Annotated in this window: 18 protein-coding genes; 10 read left to right on the top strand and 8 right to left on the bottom strand. The window is 58.5% G+C overall.

All coding sequences use genetic code 11. The features are described 5' to 3' along the window. Window positions 1–104 precede the first annotated feature (104 nt). The 4 genes from OU993_RS23935 (at window position 105) to OU993_RS23920 (ending at window position 3,742) form a co-directional block, all read left to right on the top strand. Window positions 105–536, top strand: coding sequence for a hypothetical protein (locus OU993_RS23935; RefSeq protein WP_268161434.1), 432 nt, complete (start codon window positions 105–107; stop codon window positions 534–536). Window positions 537–673: 137 nt separating this feature from the next. Further along, a complete protein-coding gene (locus OU993_RS23930; protein WP_268161433.1) occupies window positions 674–1,000 on the top strand; it encodes a PilZ domain-containing protein in 327 nt (108 codons plus the stop codon). Between the two features lie 232 nt (window positions 1,001–1,232). Next, the gene (locus tag OU993_RS23925) at window positions 1,233–1,604 is read left to right on the top strand and encodes a PilZ domain-containing protein (protein ID WP_268161432.1); all 372 of its coding nucleotides are present in this window, start codon (window positions 1,233–1,235) and stop codon (window positions 1,602–1,604) included. A 149-nt stretch (window positions 1,605–1,753) separates the two neighbouring features. Further along, the gene (locus OU993_RS23920; RefSeq protein WP_268161431.1) at window positions 1,754–3,742 is read left to right on the top strand and encodes a bifunctional 2',3'-cyclic-nucleotide 2'-phosphodiesterase/3'-nucleotidase; all 1,989 of its coding nucleotides are present in this window, start codon (window positions 1,754–1,756) and stop codon (window positions 3,740–3,742) included. 179 nt (window positions 3,743–3,921) lie between these two features. On the opposite strand, the gene OU993_RS23915 is transcribed toward OU993_RS23920, so the two are convergent. After that, on the bottom strand, window positions 3,922–4,641 hold the full coding sequence (locus OU993_RS23915) for a Crp/Fnr family transcriptional regulator (RefSeq protein WP_268162515.1): 720 nt from the start codon (window positions 4,639–4,641) through the stop codon (window positions 3,922–3,924). A gap of 228 nt (window positions 4,642–4,869) precedes the next feature. Between OU993_RS23915 and OU993_RS23910 the strand changes: the two genes are divergently transcribed. Further along, the gene (locus tag OU993_RS23910; RefSeq protein ID WP_268161430.1) at window positions 4,870–5,127 is read left to right on the top strand and encodes a hypothetical protein; all 258 of its coding nucleotides are present in this window, start codon (window positions 4,870–4,872) and stop codon (window positions 5,125–5,127) included. A 41-nt stretch (window positions 5,128–5,168) separates the two neighbouring features. Here the strand turns inward: OU993_RS23910 and OU993_RS23905 are convergent, their stop codons facing one another. Together OU993_RS23905 and OU993_RS23900 are read right to left on the bottom strand one after the other, a co-directional pair. Next, a complete protein-coding gene (locus tag OU993_RS23905; protein ID WP_268161429.1) occupies window positions 5,169–5,531 on the bottom strand; it encodes a hypothetical protein in 363 nt (120 codons plus the stop codon). Window positions 5,532–5,665: 134 nt separating this feature from the next. After that, the gene (locus OU993_RS23900) at window positions 5,666–6,634 is read right to left on the bottom strand and encodes a LysR family transcriptional regulator (RefSeq protein WP_268161428.1); all 969 of its coding nucleotides are present in this window, start codon (window positions 6,632–6,634) and stop codon (window positions 5,666–5,668) included. A 130-nt stretch (window positions 6,635–6,764) separates the two neighbouring features. Here OU993_RS23900 and OU993_RS23895 point away from each other — a divergent pair, with 130 nt between their 5' ends. Further along, window positions 6,765–7,379, top strand: coding sequence for an FMN-dependent NADH-azoreductase (locus OU993_RS23895; RefSeq protein WP_268161426.1), 615 nt, complete (start codon window positions 6,765–6,767; stop codon window positions 7,377–7,379). A 66-nt stretch (window positions 7,380–7,445) separates the two neighbouring features. On the opposite strand, the gene amt is transcribed toward OU993_RS23895, so the two are convergent. The 3 genes from amt to ilvA all read right to left on the bottom strand — a co-directional run bounded on the left by amt (window position 7,446) and on the right by ilvA (window position 12,400). Beyond that, window positions 7,446–10,550: an ammonium transporter gene (gene amt / locus OU993_RS23890; RefSeq protein WP_268161424.1), complete on the bottom strand. Its 3,105-nt coding sequence runs from the start codon at window positions 10,548–10,550 to the stop codon at window positions 7,446–7,448. A 204-nt stretch (window positions 10,551–10,754) separates the two neighbouring features. Continuing rightward, window positions 10,755–11,075 carry an HlyU family transcriptional regulator gene (locus OU993_RS23885; protein WP_268161422.1) on the bottom strand — a complete coding sequence of 107 codons (321 nt, stop codon included), beginning with the start codon at window positions 11,073–11,075 and terminating at the stop codon, window positions 10,755–10,757. 74 nt (window positions 11,076–11,149) lie between these two features. Further along, window positions 11,150–12,400 carry a threonine ammonia-lyase gene (ilvA, locus tag OU993_RS23880; RefSeq protein WP_268161421.1) on the bottom strand — a complete coding sequence of 417 codons (1,251 nt, stop codon included), beginning with the start codon at window positions 12,398–12,400 and terminating at the stop codon, window positions 11,150–11,152. A gap of 119 nt (window positions 12,401–12,519) precedes the next feature. On the opposite strand from ilvA, the gene OU993_RS23875 reads away from it, so the two are divergent. The 3 genes from OU993_RS23875 to OU993_RS23865 all read left to right on the top strand — a co-directional run bounded on the left by OU993_RS23875 (window position 12,520) and on the right by OU993_RS23865 (window position 15,922). Continuing rightward, complete coding sequence (locus OU993_RS23875) at window positions 12,520–13,974, top strand: TrkH family potassium uptake protein (RefSeq protein WP_268161420.1); 1,455 nt, start codon at window positions 12,520–12,522, stop codon at window positions 13,972–13,974. A gap of 290 nt (window positions 13,975–14,264) precedes the next feature. Then, entirely contained in the window at window positions 14,265–14,849 is a 585-nt protein-coding gene (locus tag OU993_RS23870) for a hypothetical protein (protein ID WP_268161418.1), read from the top strand. Further along, window positions 14,846–15,922, top strand: a complete 1,077-nt coding sequence (locus tag OU993_RS23865) for a DUF262 domain-containing protein (protein ID WP_268161417.1) — start codon at window positions 14,846–14,848, stop codon at window positions 15,920–15,922. The genes OU993_RS23870 and OU993_RS23865 overlap by 4 nt, the downstream gene beginning before the upstream one ends. A 130-nt stretch (window positions 15,923–16,052) precedes the next feature. Here the strand turns inward: OU993_RS23865 and OU993_RS23860 are convergent, their stop codons facing one another. Both OU993_RS23860 and OU993_RS23855 read right to left on the bottom strand, forming a co-directional pair. Continuing rightward, window positions 16,053–16,613 carry a recombinase family protein gene (locus OU993_RS23860; RefSeq protein WP_268161415.1) on the bottom strand — a complete coding sequence of 187 codons (561 nt, stop codon included), beginning with the start codon at window positions 16,611–16,613 and terminating at the stop codon, window positions 16,053–16,055. 133 nt (window positions 16,614–16,746) lie between these two features. Beyond that, entirely contained in the window at window positions 16,747–17,940 is a 1,194-nt protein-coding gene (locus tag OU993_RS23855; RefSeq protein ID WP_268161414.1) for a hypothetical protein, read from the bottom strand. Window positions 17,941–18,621: 681 nt separating this feature from the next. Between OU993_RS23855 and OU993_RS23850 the strand changes: the two genes are divergently transcribed. Then, a complete protein-coding gene (locus OU993_RS23850; protein WP_268161412.1) occupies window positions 18,622–19,674 on the top strand; it encodes a type I restriction endonuclease in 1,053 nt (350 codons plus the stop codon). The last annotated feature ends 13 nt before the right edge of the window (window positions 19,675–19,687 follow it).

Below are 19,687 nucleotides of genomic sequence, written 5' to 3'. Positions count from 1 at the left end.
CCGTCGCTCATAATTCCCCGAACTCTACTTGACGAACACACAGCCTCTTTCTAGCAATACTTCCCGAGCAAACAATTCCGAGAGATGTGCAAGGGGAAACTGGTATGCGCGCCACCGTGCGGAAGATTTTTATTGCCATACCGGCGGCTTTTGCACTTGCCCTGCCCCTGCCCTCTGCACCGGTCTCTGTTGCTCGGGCTCAGGGCGTGGGGGATGCCTGCGGCATCGAACAGCCGGCGTCACCCAGGAACCGCCAGAAGGCGTCGATCCGCTTCACCAACGAGACCATGTTTGCCTACCGCATCTACTGGTCGAATTTCGATGGTGTCCTGGCTGAATATGCCATTGCGCAACCCGACGAAAGCTACAGCTACGATACCTACGCCGGGCATGACTGGTATATCGAGATCTATACGCCCGATGGGTCCGTCTGCCTCGGGCCGATCGCTGCACCTGCCGGTCGCAAATGCGACGCGCATATTGTCGACGATGGCACGGGCGAATTCCGCCTCGAGGGTCGCGGCTGCCTTTACTGAGCCCCTGTCCTCGTCGGCCCTCAGGTCAGGTGCTCGGGCCAGAGGCTGCCAGTTTGCACAGGGGTCCGGTAAGGATTTCGCAACCGCCCCCATTGCAGGATGCAACCAAGACGAGGTGGCTCGAGGGAGGCGGATTGATGCAGGCTCTGATGCTGAAGGCACGAAAGGTTCCGCGCAGCCGTTGCCGCATCGAGACCAAGGTCCGCTACTTCAACGAGCACACGGAAGGCCGTGTCCTGAACCTTTCCGGCAGTGGTTTGGCGCTTGAGTTATCCCGCCCTATCTCGGCCCGTACCGGATCCAGGATCTTTGTGGAAAGCCCCGAACTCGGCCTGATCGACGGCACCATCCAGTGGTGCCAGGGAACCCGCCTCGGTCTGCAATTCGACCGCAGTTCGAACGCCTGGGCGAAGGTCGCTTCCTATTTCCGTTTCTTCCACAATCGCCCCGGGCGCGAACGCTAATCCGTCGTCGATGCCGTCAGCGACACCGGCTGGCGGCCCTACATCACGCAGCAGAACCGACACCACCACGCCGTCCGCCACACGGATAGACCTCTCATTTTCCTGCACATATACACATAAACTGATACGTCATCATATTTAAAATGCAACCTTTTCGAGCAACCTCCGTGCAACGGATTCGAGTGCTGATATCCCGGCCTTCCAGATTGCAATGCCGGGGAACTATCAGCAAATGGTCACCAAGTCAGGAGATAACCGTCGTGCGGAACGCCTCCGCTGTCACTTCGCAGCGTTTCTCTATTCGGGCGACGATGTTGTCGAAGTCCGGTTCATCGATATATCGAGAACCGGCATCTGCATCAGCCTGAAGGACTGGATCGGCGCAAAACCGGGCAGCACCGTCCGCTTGAGGACCAACGAGCTCGGTTTCATCGAAGGCACGATCCGCTGGTACCGGGCCGGCAAGATGGGCATCAAGCTCACCGAGACCACCAATACGACGGCTCAGATCAACTCCTATTTCAAGCATTATCACAAGCAGATCGCGGCAAACTCGCCTAGCGCTCCCCCGCCGCACACCTTGATGGTCAATGGCAGGCGATGACATTGTCGAGCCGCCCCATGCTGCCGTGATGGGATAGCGTCACCCTGTCACGGCAGCGGCTGTTTCATTTCCCGCGGCCTGTCATTTTCCTGATGCGTTGGCATGACATTCGCCCTAGAGTTTCACCGCAACGACTGAGGGAGAACTCCATGTCATTCCAGTTCACGCAACCCACATTGACGCGCCGGTCTCTGCTGGGCGGCATCGCCGCCGGATCGGCGCTCGTGATGCTGCATCCCTTCGCAGCCCGCGCGCAGGCCAACCAGGCACACCTGCGCATCATGGAGACGACCGACATCCATGTGAACATCATGCCGTACGACTATTACGGTGACAAACCCAACGACACGATGGGCCTGTCGCGCACGGCAACCATCATCGACCAGATCCGCGCCGAAGCCGGAAACACGATGCTGGTCGATAACGGTGACCTGCTGCAGGGCAACCCGATGGGCGACTACATGGCCTATGAAAAGGGCATGAAGGCCGGTGATCTGCATCCGGTCATCAAGGCGCTGAACGCGCTCGGTTACGACTGTGGAACGGTCGGCAATCACGAGTTCAACTACGGCCTCGAGTTCATGAACAATGTTCTCGCCGGCGCAAATTTCCCGGTTGTCTGCGCCAACGTCACCAAGGGCCAGCTCGCCTCCGATCCGAAAAAGGATGAACTGATGTTCAAGCCTTACGTGATCGTGGAAAAGCAGATCAAGGACGGCGCCGGCAATACCAGCCCGATCAAGGTCGGCTTCATCGGCTTCGTGCCGCCGCAGATCATGGTCTGGGACGCCAAGAACCTCGAAGGCAAGGCGCAGACCCGTGACATCGTCGATGCCGCCAAGGCCTGGGTGCCGGTGATGAAGGAAGAGGGCGCCGACATCGTCATCGCGCTGTCCCACTCCGGCATCGACGGCTCAGCCCAGAGCGAGCGGATGGAAAACGCCTCGCTCTATCTCGCCGGCGTTCCGGGGATCGACGCAATCTTCACCGGTCACCAGCACCTGGTTTTCCCCGGCCCGAAGGATTTTGAAGGCATTGCCGGCGTCGATGCCAAGAAGGGCACGCTGCAGGGCAAGCCCGCCGTCATGGCCGGTTTCTGGGGCTCGCATATGGGCCTGATCGATCTTCTGATCGAAAAGGACGGCAAGGGCTGGAAGGTCGTGGACTTCACCACCGAGGCACGCCCGATCTATCACCGCGACGAAAACCGCAAGGTCATCGCCGACGTCAAGGACAAGCCGGAAGTGGTCGCTTCCGTAAAGGCGGAACACGAGGCGACGCTCGCTTATGTCCGCCGTCCGGTCGGCAAGACCTCTGCGCCGCTTTATTCCTATTTCGCGCTCGTGGCGGATGATCCGTCGGTGCAGATCGTCTCGATTGCCCAGACCTGGTACGTCAAGGACCTGCTGAAGGACGGGCAATACAAGGATTACCCGGTGCTGTCGGCTGCCGCACCGTTCAAGGCCGGTGGCCGTAGCGGTCCGGACTACTTCACCGACGTTCCGGCCGGCGACATTGCCATCAAGAACGTCGCCGATCTCTACCTCTACCCGAACACGGTGCAGGCCGTGCTGATTACCGGCGCACAGGTCAAGAACTGGCTGGAAATGTCGGCCGGCATGTTCAACCAGGTCCAGCCTGGCGCCAAGGATGCGGCACTGCTCAATCCGAAGTTCCCGTCCTACAATTACGACGTGATCGACGGCGTCACCTATCAGATCGACCTGTCGCAGCCGCCGCGCTTCGATGGCGACGGCAAGCTTGCCAATCCGGATGCGCATCGCATCGTTGATCTGATGTTCAACGGCAAGCCAATCGACCCGGCGCAGAAATTCGTCGTGGCGACCAACAACTACCGCGCCGGCGGCGGCGGCAAGTTCCCGGAGATCGCCGGTGACAAGGTGATCCTCGTGGCCCCCGATACCAATCGCGACGTGATCGTCCGCTACATCATCCAGCAGGGCACGATCAATCCGTCGGCCGACGCCAACTGGTCGTTCAAGCCGATGGCCGGAACAACCGCCGTGTTCGACAGCGGACCGAAGGGGCGTCAGTATCTTGCCGACATCAAGGGCGCAAAGATCGAAGATGCCGGCGACGGCACGGATGGTTTCGCGAAGTTCCGTCTGGTGCTCTGATCGGCAGCCCGGGCAATCAGGACGTTGGAGATCGTCGGCGGAAACGCCGGCGATCTTTTCGTTTGGGGTCTTGAAACCGTTCGCTGCCGATGTGCCACGATCTGCTGGCAAGCCGGAAAAGGAGCATTTTCGGCTGATCGGCGCGTTTTAGGACAAAATCCGCGCCTAAAAATCTGTCCCTAGGCCGGCGGGAGATCCGCGCCCTTCAACGATCCCTGCATGAGGCGACGATAGTCCTTTTCCGCCTTGCCATAAGCGTCGTGGGCGAACTGTTCCATCGCCAGCCGGTTTCGGATGGTGATGCGACCGCGTTCGGACCGGATGAAACCGTGGCCTTCCAGAACATGCAGCGCCGACGTCACGCTCGGGCGCCGCACGGCCAGCATCAAAGCGATGAAATCATGGGTCAGGGCGATCTCATTGCCGTCGACCCGGTCATGGCACATCAAAAGCCAGCGGGTCAGGCGCTCTTCCACGCTATGAACAGCGTTCGAGAGCGCGGTTGCTGCGACCTGCGCGGAAAAGGCAATCACCGCCTTCAGCAATAAGTGCTGCAGCACGGGCTGTTCATGCTGGAGCTGATCGAAGGCAGCGATCGGAAAACGCCAGCCCCGCCCGGCAAGCTGCATGACGATATCACTGTGCGCCTGCTCGGCGCCCACGGCCGCAACGGCAGGGAAAAAACCCTCGCGTCCGACAAGGCCGGCTTCCGCCCGCTTGCCGGACGACGACACGGCAATCACCGATGCGATCCCGGAAACCGGAAAATAGATGTGGCTGACGGGGACACCCGACCGGACGAGCAGGCTGCCTTTTTCAAGATGCACCAGTTCCCCGTGATGTTTCAGTTCCAACATCTCCCGCTCCGGCAGGAGCGACAGAAGGCGATTGAATTGCATCAGGGCTGCCGGATCGGTCACCTAGGCTCCTAACATTGTTCTTGACTGGCGGTCCGGCACACGTCCGATGCCGCGTTTTCCGCCGTCACGTTATGAGAAGGAACAAGAAACGGGCGTCCTTGTTCCAGAAGACGCACGTAAAACAAGGCCGCTTCGTACGGGAACGTACTGGAACTTCGATCTATTCGCCCCATTCCCACTATCGGAAAAGCCATAGGGGAGGTTGACGTGGGTAAGGGATCAATAACGTCTCCGCCGGATCGCCAGGCATTGCCGGGCACCTTGCCGAAAGGCCTGGAAGCCGAGATTACCGATCTGGTCCGGCATTTTTGCCCGCAGGAGGCAGAAGCACGGCGTCTGGTGGAAGAAGCGCTTCGCCAGACCCAGGAGATCGTCCGGGCGGCCGGCGAAGACGTCCTGCAACACGGTCAGATGCGACGCATGTTGTTTTGCCTCATCCACGCCCTGATGCAGGCGCGATCATGACGGACGGCATCCCAAGATAAACATACGGTCTATGCAGGATGTTAATGCAGGATATTCGGGTGATATTCCTCCGCCTCCCGCGCCAAGGCGTCGAGGATCGCATCGCGTGCCTCGCCATCCTCTGACAACACGAAAGGATGAACGGCGCTGCGTGTCTCGTCGCTTGTCACGACAAAAAGGAACGGCACCTTCAGCGACATCAAGCGTTCGGAAAGCGTGAAAAGCGTCGCCGAATCCAGCGACAGGTCCATCAACACACCACCTGTGCGGCGTACCACTTCAAAATCCACCAGATCCGGTTCCACAGGTCCCGTCAGGATGACACCGGCCCTATGCCAGGCCCGCCTTACATCATCGCTGACGATGCCAGGACTGGCGATCACAATCAGCTCGAAATTCTGCACCCGATGAAACCCTCCTAGGCACTGCACGACTGCCTAACAGTACGCCGAGGGTCGAGTTCGGTTCACTGCCACGTTTTCTAAAATCAAACACTTGGCCGAGAATCGATCGTGCTCCCGGTGCAGGACACCGTTCGTCATTCTGCCGCGAGGTTGCGCTCAAAGGCAATGTTGCCCTTCACCATCTGATCGAAATCCTCTCGGCTCGGGCACCGGCTCAACCGTTCGGCGAGCGATCCGATCAGCCATTGTGTCGCAGGTCCAGGCGGATTTGCGATGCGGCGAATGGCATAGAGCGGATATTCGCTGGTTTCATAGGCATCGATCTCGAGTGCCCGCAACCGGCCACTCGCCAGATCCTCGCGCACCAGTGCAGCCGGAAGCCCGCCCCAGCCAAGCCCGCCGCGGATGAGCTGATGTTTCGTGGCAATGTCACTGACGCGCCAGATCTTGTAGGAGAGCACGTTGAAGTTCCGGCCATGCGTGATGCCCGAAGCATCGGTCACGACCAACTGAACCTCTTCGCGTACGTCCGCCCGCATCAGCGGCCTGTCGAGCTTTGCAAGCGGGTGGTCGGCAGCGGCAACCGGCATCATGTAGGTATGACCGATCTTCTGGACAGTCAGCGTATCTTCCGGTTTCAGCAGCGCACCGCCGACCCCAACCGACGCCTTGCCGCTCAGCACCATGTCCATGACCATTCCGAGTTCGCCGGAGTTCAGGCTGAGCGAAACGGACGGATATCGGCTGCCGAATTCGGCGAGCGTATCGACGATGGCATCGGTCGGCACCATGTTGCTGATGGCAAGCGAAACCTCCGCCTCCAGCCCCTGTTTGAGAGCCTTGGCGCGAGCCCGCATGACCTGGAGATCGGACACGATACGGCGGCTGTCGGCGAGCAGCGCCTTGCCGGCCTCCGTCAGCTTCGTCTGGCGCGAACCGTTGCGTTCGAAAAGCGAGACCTCGAGCTGGGCCTCGAGATTGCCGATCGTGTAGCTGATCACGGATTGCGCGCGGTTCATCTGGCGTGAGGCCGCGGTGAAGCTGCCGGTTTCCGCCACGGCCAGAAAAACCTGCAACTGATCCAGCGTCGGATTCGCATCCATTAGTTCATCCAGTAATTCGATTGCTTTCTTCGACATTATCCGGATTTTCTCGATAGGTGTCCATTCCTAAGTAATCGGGCGACGCAGATGTTTTCTGCCGCCTCCCATCAACACAGTGGACCAGAACCCGATGTCTCAGATCCTTCTCGTTACCTCCAGCCCGCGTGGTGCCGAATCCGTTTCCACCAAGGTCGCGACCGATCTCGCGTCCGCACTCGCTTCGGCCAGCGGCGCTTCCGTTGCCCAGCGCGACCTCGGCGCCGCGCCGATCGCGCATCTTGATACTGTCACCACCTCGGCCATCCGCAAGGCACCCGCCGACCGTACGCCGGAAGAAGCGGCTGCGGCGGAAATGTCCGACAAACTGATCGCCGAACTGTTTGCCGCCGACCAGATCGTCATCGGCACCGGCCTGATCAACTTCAACATCTATTCCGGCCTGAAGAGCTGGATCGACAACATCGCGCGCGCCGGCGTGACCTTCCGTTATACGGCCAATGGCCCGGAAGGCCTGGTCACCGGCAAGAAGGTCTACATCGTTCTCGCCGCAGCCGGCGTCTATTCGGATGGCCCGGCCGCATCGATGAACCATGCCGTTCCCTACCTCAAGACGGTTCTGGGTTTCCTGGGCATGACGGATGTGGAAGTTCTGTACGTGGAAGGCCTCGCCTTTGGTCCGGAAGCGGTGGAAAAGGCTATGGCCGCGGCTCAGAACCGCACGCAGGAACTCGCTCGCGCGGCCTGATTGTCCGGAAAGACAAGCTTCCAAAACTTCGAGGCCGCGGCAAAACCGCGGCCTTTTCGCGTCCCGTCAGAAACGGCGCGCCATCGCCACAACGTCGCTGACATCGGCACTGCGCCTTACGTCCGGGACGGCTGCCGACATCATCTGAGCAACGATCGTCGGTTCGACCTTGATGATCCTGTCCGGGAAAGGCACCGGACGCCCCAGAAGATAGCCCTGCAGTTCGTCGCAGCCTGCCTCGCACAGGAACCGCGCCTCCTCGATCCTCTCGACGCCTTCCGCGACGATCTTCATGCCGAGGCTGGTGCCGAGGCCGATGATGGTGCGGATGATCGCCTGCTCCTTATCCGAGGCATCGACATTGGAGACGAAGCTGCGGTCGATCTTGATCGAATCGAACGGATATCGCGACAGATAGCTCAGCGACGAATAACCGGTGCCGAAATCATCAAGTGCGATCGAAAAGCCGATGTTTTTCAGATCCTTCAGGATCTGCACCGCACGCTTGTCGTCGTCCAGCAGCATGCTTTCGGTGATTTCCAGCTCGATGAGTTTGGGATTGGCATGCGCGCTCCTCAGCACATCCATCAGGTTCGACACGAAGTCCGAATGACGGAACTGCAGCGGGCTGACATTGACGCTGATCCGGCGTCCACCCAGATGCGGCAGCATCCGGCAGGCTTCCGCCACCACCCACCGTCCAAGCGGAATGATGCGGCCCGAGGCTTCTGCCACGGGGATGAAATCCGAGGGTGGTATCAGGCCTCGTTTGGGATGCCGCCAGCGCACGAGTGCCTCGTAACCCGATATCTGCGCCGTCGCCGTATCAACGCGTGGCTGCAGGTAGAGCTCCAGTTCTTCGCGCTCGAGGGCAAGTTCCAGATCGGCTTCCAGCGCACGGCGTTTTTCGATGAGTTCGTTCATGCCAGGCTTGTAGATGCGCGCCGTGCTGCGTCCGCCGTCCTTCGCCTTGTAGAGAGCAATGTCGGCGCAGCCGATCAGGGTATCGGCATCGTTGGCATGATCGGGGCAAAGCGCGCCGCCGATGCTGACACCGACATGTACCTTGTCACGCTGGCCGACGATCACCGGCGCCATCATGGCCCTCAGGACACGATGGGCGAAATCCTCCAACTGGCTGGCAAAGGCGGCCTTCGTCAGGATCACCGCGAATTCGTCACCGCCGAGGCGCGCCACGACATCCGCGGGTCCCGCCTCTGCCTGCAGTCTCAATCCGACCTCGCGGATCACGGCGTCGCCTGCCTGGTGGCCATGGATATCGTTGATGTCCTTGAAGTGGTCGATGTCGACCAGCACCACGCCACAGCGTGCACCGCGATCGGCCCAATGGATGAGACTTTCGAGGCGTTCGGCAAACAGGGTCCGGTTCGGCAGTTCCGTCAACGGATCGTGAAGCGCCATGAAACGGATCCGTCTCTCCGCTTCCTTGCGTTCGCGTAGATCCACAAGACACCCGATCCGCGCCTTCTCGCCGCGGTAACGGATGTCGCGTCCCCTCACCTGCACGGGAATACGCTCGCCATTGTTCTGCAGCAGCATGACCTCGTGAACACTGTCGTCGTTAAGGGTCATCAGCGTTGCTAGATCAGGCCCAATCCCGCTTTCGAGAAAATCCTGGAGAGGCCGCCCGGCGATCTCCGACAGCGGCAGGCCGATCAGATTTTCCAGTTGCTGATTGCCATCGACGATCTGCCCGTCGATATGAATGACGATCGCCTCGAAGGTCGAGTTGGCAAGCGCGGTGACGCGCTCGGTCTCCTCCTGATTCCGCTTGAGCTCCAGAAGCTCCCCGCGATTGCGCTGATCCTCTTCGATATTGTCCATCAACCGGTTGAACAGGCGGGTCAACCGTTCGGATTCGTCGCCGCGCACCACGGTCAGGCGCTTTTCCAGATCCGCCTGTCCGTCCAGCAGATCGGAAATCGCGTCCTCGACATGGCCGACGCCCAGCCGCGTTGCATGTTCGGCGGTGTTGAGGCCGGCCTCCTCGTCTTCCGCGGTCACACGCAGGTTCATCGTGCGGCCGAGAACCCAGAAAAAGGCGTAACCGAGACCGAAGGCCCAGTAGAAATTGATCCCGACGCCGACGAATTGCACATAAAGCTGCGCCAGCCGGCTACCGGCGGGCAGGCTTTCGACGGGTGCGAGCAATGCAAGCCCCAGCGTTCCCACCACGCCAGCGAAGGCATGGATGCCGATTGCGCCCACCGCGTCGTCCACCTTCATCCGTTGCTCGACGAAGGCGTTGCCGAACAGCGCCACCGCACCACCGATGGCACCGATCATCAGCGCGCCGCCGGGCTCCAGCAGGTGACAGCCGGCCGTGACCGCGACCAGCCCGCCCAGCATGCCGCCGTTCGATTTTTCCGGCAGAATGGCGCCATCCTGGAAATAACCGATCAGGTAACCGACACAGGTTCCCATGCCGCCCGCCAGCACGGTGTTCATGATGATCGGCGCAATGTCGGCATTGGCATGCAGTGTCGAGCCGCCGTTGAAGCCGATCCAGCCGATGAACAGGAGAAAGGCGCCGGTCGTCGACAACACCGGATTGTGACCCGCGATCCGAACCGGCCGGCCCTCCTCATCGAAACGGCCGATGCGAGAGCCGATGACCAGGCAGGCGGCCAGCGCCACCCATCCCCCGGTGGCATGGACGACCGTCGAGCCGGCGAAATCGACGAAGCCGAGCTTGCCGAGAAAGGCGGAGGTCTGCTCTGTCAGCGCCGATCCCCAGGCCCAGTGCACAAAGATGGGGTAGATGACCGCAGACAGGAACATCGATCCGAAGACGTAGACGGATAACCGCATGCGTTCGGCAACGGCGCCGGAAACGATGGTGGCGGCCGTCCCGCAAAACATCATCTGAAAAACGAAGAAACCCGATTCCCACGCATCAAGGTCCTTCAGGAAATGAAAGTCCGCATCCCAGCCGAACGGCAGGCCATCGGAGCGACCAAAGGCCAGCATGAAACCGATTGCCGCAAACGCGACCACACCGAAGACGAAATCCAGAAGGTTCTTCTGGGCGACGTTGATCGAATTCTTCGAACGGACCATGCCGGCTTCGAGCAGAAGAAAACCGACCTGCATCAGCATGACCAGCCCGGCTGCGGCCATCAGCCAGGTCAAATCGATGTTGAAACTCAAGGACTGCAGCATATCCGCTGACAATGCGGATCTCGGACCGCAAAACGGAAACGCTATACCAGCACCGATCAGTACATGAATGCTGGAGCGTAAAGACATCAATACACCGGGGAATACTCGGGTGAGGCAAAATATCCGCCAACCCTAGAGAAAACCCCTTAAAATTCAGTGATCGTCCATCAGGGAGATGTCATATCCTCACATTCAGGCCGGCCGGTTTTCCTGGCCGTCGCCAAACAGGGAGGCGCCGTTCTGGTCGATGATCTGGCGTCCCTTGCGGAACGTGCAATCGACGGCATCCTCCATTGTCGTAAACATATCCGCCCGCACAAAGGTGCGCACCAGCGTCTTGCCATCGACATCCTTCTCGATGCGGCCGGCAAGCCTGATCTGCGCACCTTCCCGCATCGGTTCGGCAAAGATCCGGCAGCCGGCATGGTCCTGCGGCTCCAGCTTCGCCTCGGCCTTCGGTTCGGCACCACCACCGGACAGCATGGAAAAGAATTTTGAGAAAATCGACGCCATGGGCTTTGCCTCTCCTGTATCGCCGGAGCCTCAAGAAAGGCCCGCGCGTGGTTATCGGGATACTTCAAACCCTGTTAGATGATCAAGTTCGCCAGGATCTCGTTTTCGGTGATGTCCTGATAACCAAGGCCTGCCGCTTCGAAGCGCTGCAGCAGATCCGCAAAGTTTTCCGAACGCTTGGTCTCGATACCGATCAGGATCGAACCGAAGTTGCGAGCCGATTTCTTCAGATACTCAAACCGGGCGATATCGTCGTCCGGTCCCAGCAGATTGAGGAAATCGCGCAGTGCGCCCGGACGCTGGGCGAGGCGCAGGATGAAATATTTCTTCAAGCCGGCGTGGCGCATGGCGCGCTCCTTGACATCCGGCAGGCGCTCGAAATCGAAATTGCCGCCCGAGACGACAGCCACCACGGTCTTGCCCCGCACCGTCTCCGGATCAAGCGATGCAAGCGCCGTTAGAGACAGCGCACCGGCCGGCTCCAGAACCACACCCTCGATATTCAGCATCTCGGTGATCGTCACGCAGATCGCATTCTCCGGCACCGCCATCACCTGCGTCGATGGAAAATGCTTGAGTGCCTCGAAATTCAGGTCGCCGATGCGGGCCACCGCGGCACCGTCGACAAAATTGTCGACCTTGGACAGCGTTACCGCCCGGCCTGCCTCAAGGCTTTGCTTCAGGCTCGGCGCGCCGGCCGGCTCCACCATCAGGAAGGCCTCGTCTCCCAGATCCGCCCGCAGGTAACCCGTCATGCCGGAGGACAAGCCGCCGCCGCCGACCGGCATGATCACCAGATCCGGTCTCACGCCTTCCGGCAACTGCGCCCGGATTTCGGCCGCGACGGTCGCCTGACCCTCGATGATGTCCGGATGATCGAAGGGCGGCACCATGGCACCATCGATCTCCTCCACATGCGCACGCGCTGCGGCATAGCACTGATCGAAAATATCGCCGACGAGGCGGATGGTGATGTATTCGCCACCGAACATGCGGGTCTTGTCGATCTTCTGCTGCGGTGTCGTCACCGGCATAAAGACCACGCCATGCACCTTGAAATGCCGGCAGACGAAGGCAAAACCCTGCGCATGATTGCCGGCGGAGGCGCAGACGAACACACGGTCGCCACCGCCTTCAGCAATCGCCTTGCGGAAAAAATTGAAGGCGCCGCGGATCTTGTAGGAGCGGACCGGCGACAGATCCTCGCGCTTCAGCCAGACGTCTGCACCGAAGCGGCTGCTGAGATGCTCGTTCAACTGCAATGGCGTTTCCGGAAAAATCTCCCGCATGGCCAGCATTGCCTCATCCACAGCTTGCATCGTCATTGTTGTCCGTCCGTTGAATTTCAAAGCAAGGCCCGCTATGCCATAGCTGATCGAGAGAGACAAAAGCTTCTTTTCGCAGCCAACAATTCGGGCCATCCAGCTTTCGGGACATTCAGCTTTTGAACGCGAACCTATTCCGCTCTTCGATTTACATCTCGGGGCTGTGTGGACTTTACCTGTCGGCGGCGATGCTGATCCCGGCGCTTGCCGATTTGTATTACGGCAATCCGGACTGGCGGATCTTCGCTTTGTCGGCCGCCATGGTCGGCGGTCTGTCGCTGGCCGCCGCCATGGCAACACGCGGCACGCCGCCGGTGTTCAACAAACGCTTCGGTTTCTTCATCGTCAATCTTCTCTGGGCGGTCTTTTCGCTGATCGGCGCGATCCCGCTCTACCTGTCGCCGATCGGGTTGAGCTTTGCCCAGGCGCTGTTCGAATCAATCTCGGCGATCACCACCACCGGCTCCACGGTGTTGAGCGGCCTCGATTCGATGCCGCCCGGCGTTCTGATGTGGCGCTCGCTGCTGCACTGGCTGGGCGGCATCGGGATCGTCGCGCTCGGGCTTTTTGTCCTGCCGTTCCTGCGGGTTGGCGGCATGTCGTTCTTCAAGATGGAATCCTCGGATACGAACGACAAACCCTTCGCCAAGATTGCGAGCTTCACCCGGGCCTTCATGGCTGTCTATGTCGGCATCACGGTCGCCTGCACGGTCAGCTACGACATGTTCGGCATGAGCCATTTCGACGCCATCAACCATGCGATGGCGACCGTCGCCACGGGCGGGTTCTCCACGCATGACGCATCCTTTGGGTATTTCCAGAGCCTGCCACTGATGTGGATCGGCACCTTCTTCATGACCCTGTGCAGTCTGCCCTTCTCGATCCTCATCCTGTTTGCGATTCGCAGACGGCTGGACAGCCTGCGTGATCCGCAGGTGGGATTCTTTCTCGGTTATCTCGTATTGTTCGCCATTCTGGCAGGCCTCTACAACCATGTCAGAAACGGCGTCGACATTTCTGTGGCGATGACGCATTCGTTCTTCAACATCTCGTCGATCCTGTCGACGACCGGCTTTGCCAGCGAGGATTACACACTCTGGGGGCCCTTCCTCGTGGTGCTCGCCTTTTTCGCCACTTTCCTCGGCGGCTGCTCCGGTTCCACGGCCGGCGGCATCAAGGCCTACCGGCTTGTGGTGATCTTCAACGTGATCCGGGCCGGCACCAAACGGCTGATCTACCCGAACGCGATCTATCCCGTTCGCTACGGCAATGCGACGGTCGATCCGGAAGTGCTGCGCGGCATCTTCCTGTTCGTCAGCCTCTACGTGTTGCTGTGGGCCTTCGGCAGCCTGTGCATGGCAATGCTCGGATATGACGTCATCACCTCGGTGTCGGCCGTCATCACCTGCCTCTCGAACGTCGGTCCGGGAATCGGCAACATCATTGGCCCGGCGGGCAACTTCTCAACGCTCACGACACCGGCGCTCTATCTCCTATCGCTGATGATGCTGCTCGGCCGACTGGAGATCCTGACCGTGATGGTGCTGATCACGCCAATCTTCTGGCGCCGGTAACAAGGCACAATTCGTCCACGGCCCACGACGCAGGGCCTCAACCAACAACAATTCTGCTGTAACTTGGTGCGGACGACGGGGGACCGGATGAAGCCGCCTTAAGCACTGATATCATTTAGCTATTTTGAACGCCCTGATTTCGTTTTGTAGCGCTGTTTGTAGCAAGTTGCCCGGGCCTAGACAACTCCATTAACGGGGATTTCCAGCCCTGCTCAAGCTCTATCTTGACTGCCGGGGAGGATTGAGTGTCAATTGAGGACACACGTTCTCGTTGACTTAGAAATGTGCAGATGGCGACACTTAAAGACTTCATCTCCAAGCTCGCGACTGAGGAATGTGACGCCATAGTCCAAGAGTTTTTCTTCGACACGCCGTCACAGAAAGTATCGATAACCCAGAAGGAGAGGATAGTAGAAGAAGTGAGATCTGCCTATGGCCTCAAGTCCCACGATCTACGCCTTCACATCACTGGCTCAGCGCACCTTGGTTTCTCGCTCGTAGAAAAGCCGAAACTCGGCCTTGCCCGATATCGCCCGTTTAGTGCTGAATCAGACATAGACTGCGCAGTCGTCTCGGCGCGCTTGTTCACGATGCTGTGGAGGGAAGTCTCCCGTCACGGACACGGACTGGCCCCATGGCCCAACTCAATCGACGGCCTCGGAAACTACATGATCTACGGATGGCTTCGGCCCGACAAACTACCAATTGACCTCTACTATCGGAACGTATGGTGGGATTGCTTTTCAACCCTGACCAAAAATCGGGTCGTGGGTTTTCATAAGATCGCCGGCGGGTTGTTCTACTCGACCGACCACCTAAAACAGTACATTGAGCGCTCGGTAAGAGCCTGCCAGTCTTTGGAGAAAATGAAATGAAGACCTCGGCGTCCAATAAGAAAATACGCGAACTCATTACGATTGTGAAAGAAAACAGGCTCGTCCCCCGCGCTGAGTTCCAGAGAAGGCTGGTGTGGACGAATAAAGACAAGGATTTCTTTCTAGACTCAGTGTTGAAGGGCTTCCCATTTCCAGAAATATACGTGGCAGATGGGGACGTAGACCTCGACTCTGGTGAGGGAACACAGCTTCTTGTTGATGGACTTCAGCGGGTGAACACATTGGTTCAGTATTTTACCGGAGACCCTTCGCTGAAACTAATCACCATCCCGCCATACAAGGAACTCGATGAAGACCAGAAAAAAGCGTTCCTTCAATATGACGTAGCCGTCAGAGACCTGGGCAATATCAAACGCTCAGAAATAGTTGAGGCATTCCAGCGCATAAACGCCACAAAGTACTCTCTTGAAGATATAGAAATAAATAACGCCGTATACTCGGGAGAGATAAACAAATTTGCTCAGAAATTCGTAGATAACCACGTCTTCTCTGATCACAAGGTATTCTCGAGCCTCGACTACAGGCGCATGGGTGACTTGAGGTTCGGCCTTACAATCATCGCGACTATGATGGCGGACTATTTCAACAGAGATGAAGAGCTTGAGGATGTGCTTAAGCTGAACAATGACGCGTTCGTCCGCGAGGGAGAAATAGCGCGTCGCATCAATGCAGTTCTTGGACTTATTGAAGAATGCGGTTTCCCGCCGAAAAGTCGGGTTTGGAGAAAGGCAGATTTGTTTACCGTATTCATTGAACTAGATCGACACCTTGAGTCGAAGGGGCCGCTCAATCCCACGACGGTGGTCGAAACCCTATCAGACTTCTTTGATGAGGTAGACGCTCAACGATTTGGAAGTGCGCAGCTCGCAAGCATTTATTACAAAGCGGCGATTCAGGCCTCTAACGACCGGCTGAACCGACTGAGGCGCGGGTTCATAGTTGAGGGCCTATTGTACGGAATGGGTGAGCAGGAGCTTCTTAAGGAGCTCGTAAGACACGAACTTGTAGATCCCTCTTCCCTACAAAGTCCGAGCGAGACCGACGAGGAATAGTCGCACCGGAAGGTGCCGCTAACGAATCGCGACCGGTTCCCCACCACAAGTGCCTTCAGCAGAAACTGGTAGCAATCCGCGATCGCGAAAACTCATTATCGCCCCCTCCAAAGCTCAGGTCTCAGCGGACCTATTCCTGGCGCAAGATGCGGAAAACACTGGACCTGCTTATCCCCAGAATTTCGACAATCTGATCGGCTGTCTTGCCTTCCCCCTTGAGCTGCCTGACCTGATCGGCCTGACGAAGCGCGGTCGGTGCCCTGCCCTTGTACTTGCCGTCCTCTTTCGCCTTGGCGATCCCTTCACGCTGACGCTCCAGCATGATGTCCCGTTCGAACTCAGCGATGGAGCCGAGGAGGTTCATCATCAGCTTGCCTGTCGGGGTGGAGGTATCAATCCCAAGTGCCAGGACTTTTAGTGTCGCACCCTTGGATTGGAGCGTATCCCGCAACTTGACCAGATCGGCCATGGATCGCGCCAAACGGTCGAGCTTGGTAACGACGAAGACATCCCCCTCGCGAACGTAATCGAGCGCCCTCTCCAGTTCGGGTCTAGACTTGTCGACCGAGGACACCTGCTCCTGAAATATCTTCTCGCAGCCGGCAGCGGTCAGGTCTCTGAGCTGGGCGTCGAGGCCATAGGTCTGATCGAGGGTGGAGGTGCGGGCGTAGCCGATAACGGTGGATGGCACATTGATCTCCTGAGGGCCAAAAGGTTCTTAGACCTTGTGACACCATCAGTGTCAAAATGCAATACCCACTTGTGTGACACCATCAGGTGATGGTTTTCAGGGGAGTCATTAGACCCTGCACGTGTGAGACACGTCAAAGATTGAGCCACGCTTGGACCCGAACTTTTAAGGCACGGAAGTAAGGGCGAAGGTCGATTATCGGCCCGCCTGGCCTCCCTTGCTTCAGGGTGATGCCGATTATCTCGCCATTCATCAAAATGGTGATGTCATCATCTTTCTCCCACTGAAGAAACGTAGCTTCGGAGAAGCGGGCGATGATCTTCGCATCTCGACAACCCGAGTTGAGACAGACGACCTCGCGTACCGTTTTCCTCTCCGCAAAGACGGTGTTGGCGGTGCCAAGATATCCGAAACTTGCGACGCATACGCAGAGGATTGCCATGTTTGAGGCTATCCGTGTTGCCGCATCGAGTGCGCCTTCCCTGTAGAGATCGTTCACATAGTCCGAAAGGGCGAAGGACAACGCCATCACTAGTGGAGGGGCGACCGCATTAAATGAACGATCACTTAGGAAGAGGTAGGCGGGGAGCAGAAAGATGGGAACAACAACGAATTGGAACCGGAGGAAGCGAAGCTGTCCACGTGATCCGTCACCGCGCGGAATTGGAGACAACAAATCTAGCGCCGGAATCAGTATGCGAAGAAGCTGCCCCGCCGCGAACGCAAGGACCAACCAAGGGCTAACCCTGAGCGCGCTTCTCGCAATATCGGTTGCAGTCAGATAACCGAAGGTGTGCCAACCAATTGCTGCACAGGTACCAGTTAGGTAGCTGACGCCCACCAAAAGGCTCGCTGACACCCCCACTGTGGAAACGTCCCTCGCCATCCCCAACCAGCTTGTCGTCGCCGTGTCTGGACGCACGTGTGTCCCCCGGCGACGCACGAAGCCGCGGCGAAAGAACAGCGGCACAGAGCTGCCGCAGCGCCGGCACCACGGCTCGATCGATGACACCACGCCAGCGGTGCCATCGCCCGGTGCAACGATGCCGCCGTTTGTGGACGCCTTCAGTCGTGAACCCTCTGGAACGACGGGTGGAGAGTGATGCGTCACGTTTTTGCGAGCCTGCCGATATCGGCGGGAGCGATCGGCATGGGCAAAGCGCCCCGGCCGGGTGCTCTGGTAGCGCCGTCCGGCTGCCCGCAGGCTGTCACGGCGCGCCGCATGGGCGCAGGCAGAACCGCAATAGCGCTGACCCCGATCGCAATGGCGGCAAAGCAGAACCTGCGCGCGACACCGCCCGCAGAGGAAGAAACGAGCAGTTTGCATCGCGGCGGCGCACCTTTCGAAGCGCCGTCGGGATTGATCGGAGAAGCTCGACGGAATGCGCCAATACCATTATAATGACGCTCACCGTGAACCAGTCGGCAGTCCTGCGTGATGACAGCCACGTCATCTCACAGATGCCTGAGGGATTGGACATCGAATTGGCCTGGTAGCTTTGGTCGATGTCTGTTTGCGGCGCTCCGCCAGTCTATCATTGACGGACGCAGCGCGGGATGTGCCTCAGTCGCCCTCCGGGCTCCTGACGCCACATCCCGCGCTCATCTCCCCCATCAAAACCTTTGCAATAATCTCAGGGCCCTGTCCGCCGCGTCCAGATTCGCCGTAATCCCGTCTCGGCACCAAATATGCGCGGTTCTCAACAGCCACCGACAAGTGCAAAGCTCACCGCAGGTTGGCAGTTCAGGTCGGTCGGACTTAATGATCTGACCGCGGATATTCGTTCAGCGATCCATGCCCAGCCGCTCGGCTAGGTCGGCATCAAACACGCGGGGCTCTTCATTGACGGTGTGAAGCGTGAGTTCGTTGGTCATTTTAATGTTCCTGACAAGCGCCCAATCAGGGTCGCGATTTCGGTTTGCTTAAGTGGGTGGTAATCCCCCTTCCGAGCAGTTGACGCAGGACCAGCGCTGGGCAACCATGCACGAATAACGTGAGGGGAGCTTGATGAGCACACTAGAAGAGAGTCTTCGCGCCATATCGGAACGCGTGAAATCCCATTCCAGCACAATGGCGACCGAGGAAGCGGTGAAGACAGCAGTGGTCCTGCCGTTCTTGCGCTCGTTGGGCTACGACGTATTCGACCCTTCCGAGGTCGTCCCTGAGTTCACCGCTGATGCGGTTGGCAAAAAGGGGGAGAAAGTCGATTATGCGATCAAGATTGACGGGGAAATTCGTATCTTGATCGAGTGCAAACCGATCTCGGTGACACTGGAGAAGAAGCACCTCGACCAGCTCTATCGCTACTTCAGCGTCACGAATGCCAAGTTTGCGATCCTGACGAACGGGCGCACATTTAATTTCTACACGGACCTCGACGCCCCAAACAAACTGGACACGCGCCCATTCTTCATCTTCGACATAGCTGACTTCAACACGGGCATCCTCAGCGAGCTGAAGAAATTTGAGAAGGCCGCGTTCGATGTGAATGCGATCTTGGCGACAGCGGAGCGGCTGAAGTACACGTCTGGCGTGAAGCAGGTCATTTCCAAACTTGTGGAGGAGCCGACAGAGGACTTCGTGCGCCTCGTCTCGGCAAGCGTCTACGAAGGCCGAATGACCGCGCAAGTGCGTGAGATGTTCACCGGGGTGGTCAGAGCGGCTTTCCGAGAGGTCATTATGGACACCGTGAAGAGCCGGCTATCCAGCGCGTTGGCTGACACCGAGGAAGTGATCGAGAAGATAGATGTCCCGGTTGAAGAGGAACCAGATGTCGTCACGACCGAGGAAGAGCGTGAAGGCTACATGATCGTGAAGGCCATCGTGCGGGACACAATCGCTCCCAAGCGTGTCGTAATGAGGGACCAGAAGTCCTATTGCGGCATCCTCATCGACAACAACAATCGCAAGCCCCTCGCCCGGCTTTGGTTCAACCGATCGGTCAAATACATCGGACTTTTCGATGGCGAGAACGAGGAGCGCGTTATCGTTGACAGCCTCGACCAGATTTATGACTTCACTGATCGGCTGAGGGCGACAGCGAAAAAATACGCAGACTGACAGCAAGGTTGGC

Source organism: Rhizobium sp. SL86 (assembly GCF_026672545.1).
GTDB lineage: Bacteria > Pseudomonadota > Alphaproteobacteria > Rhizobiales > Rhizobiaceae > Neorhizobium.
This window is presented reverse-complemented; position numbering and strand designations above follow the sequence as displayed.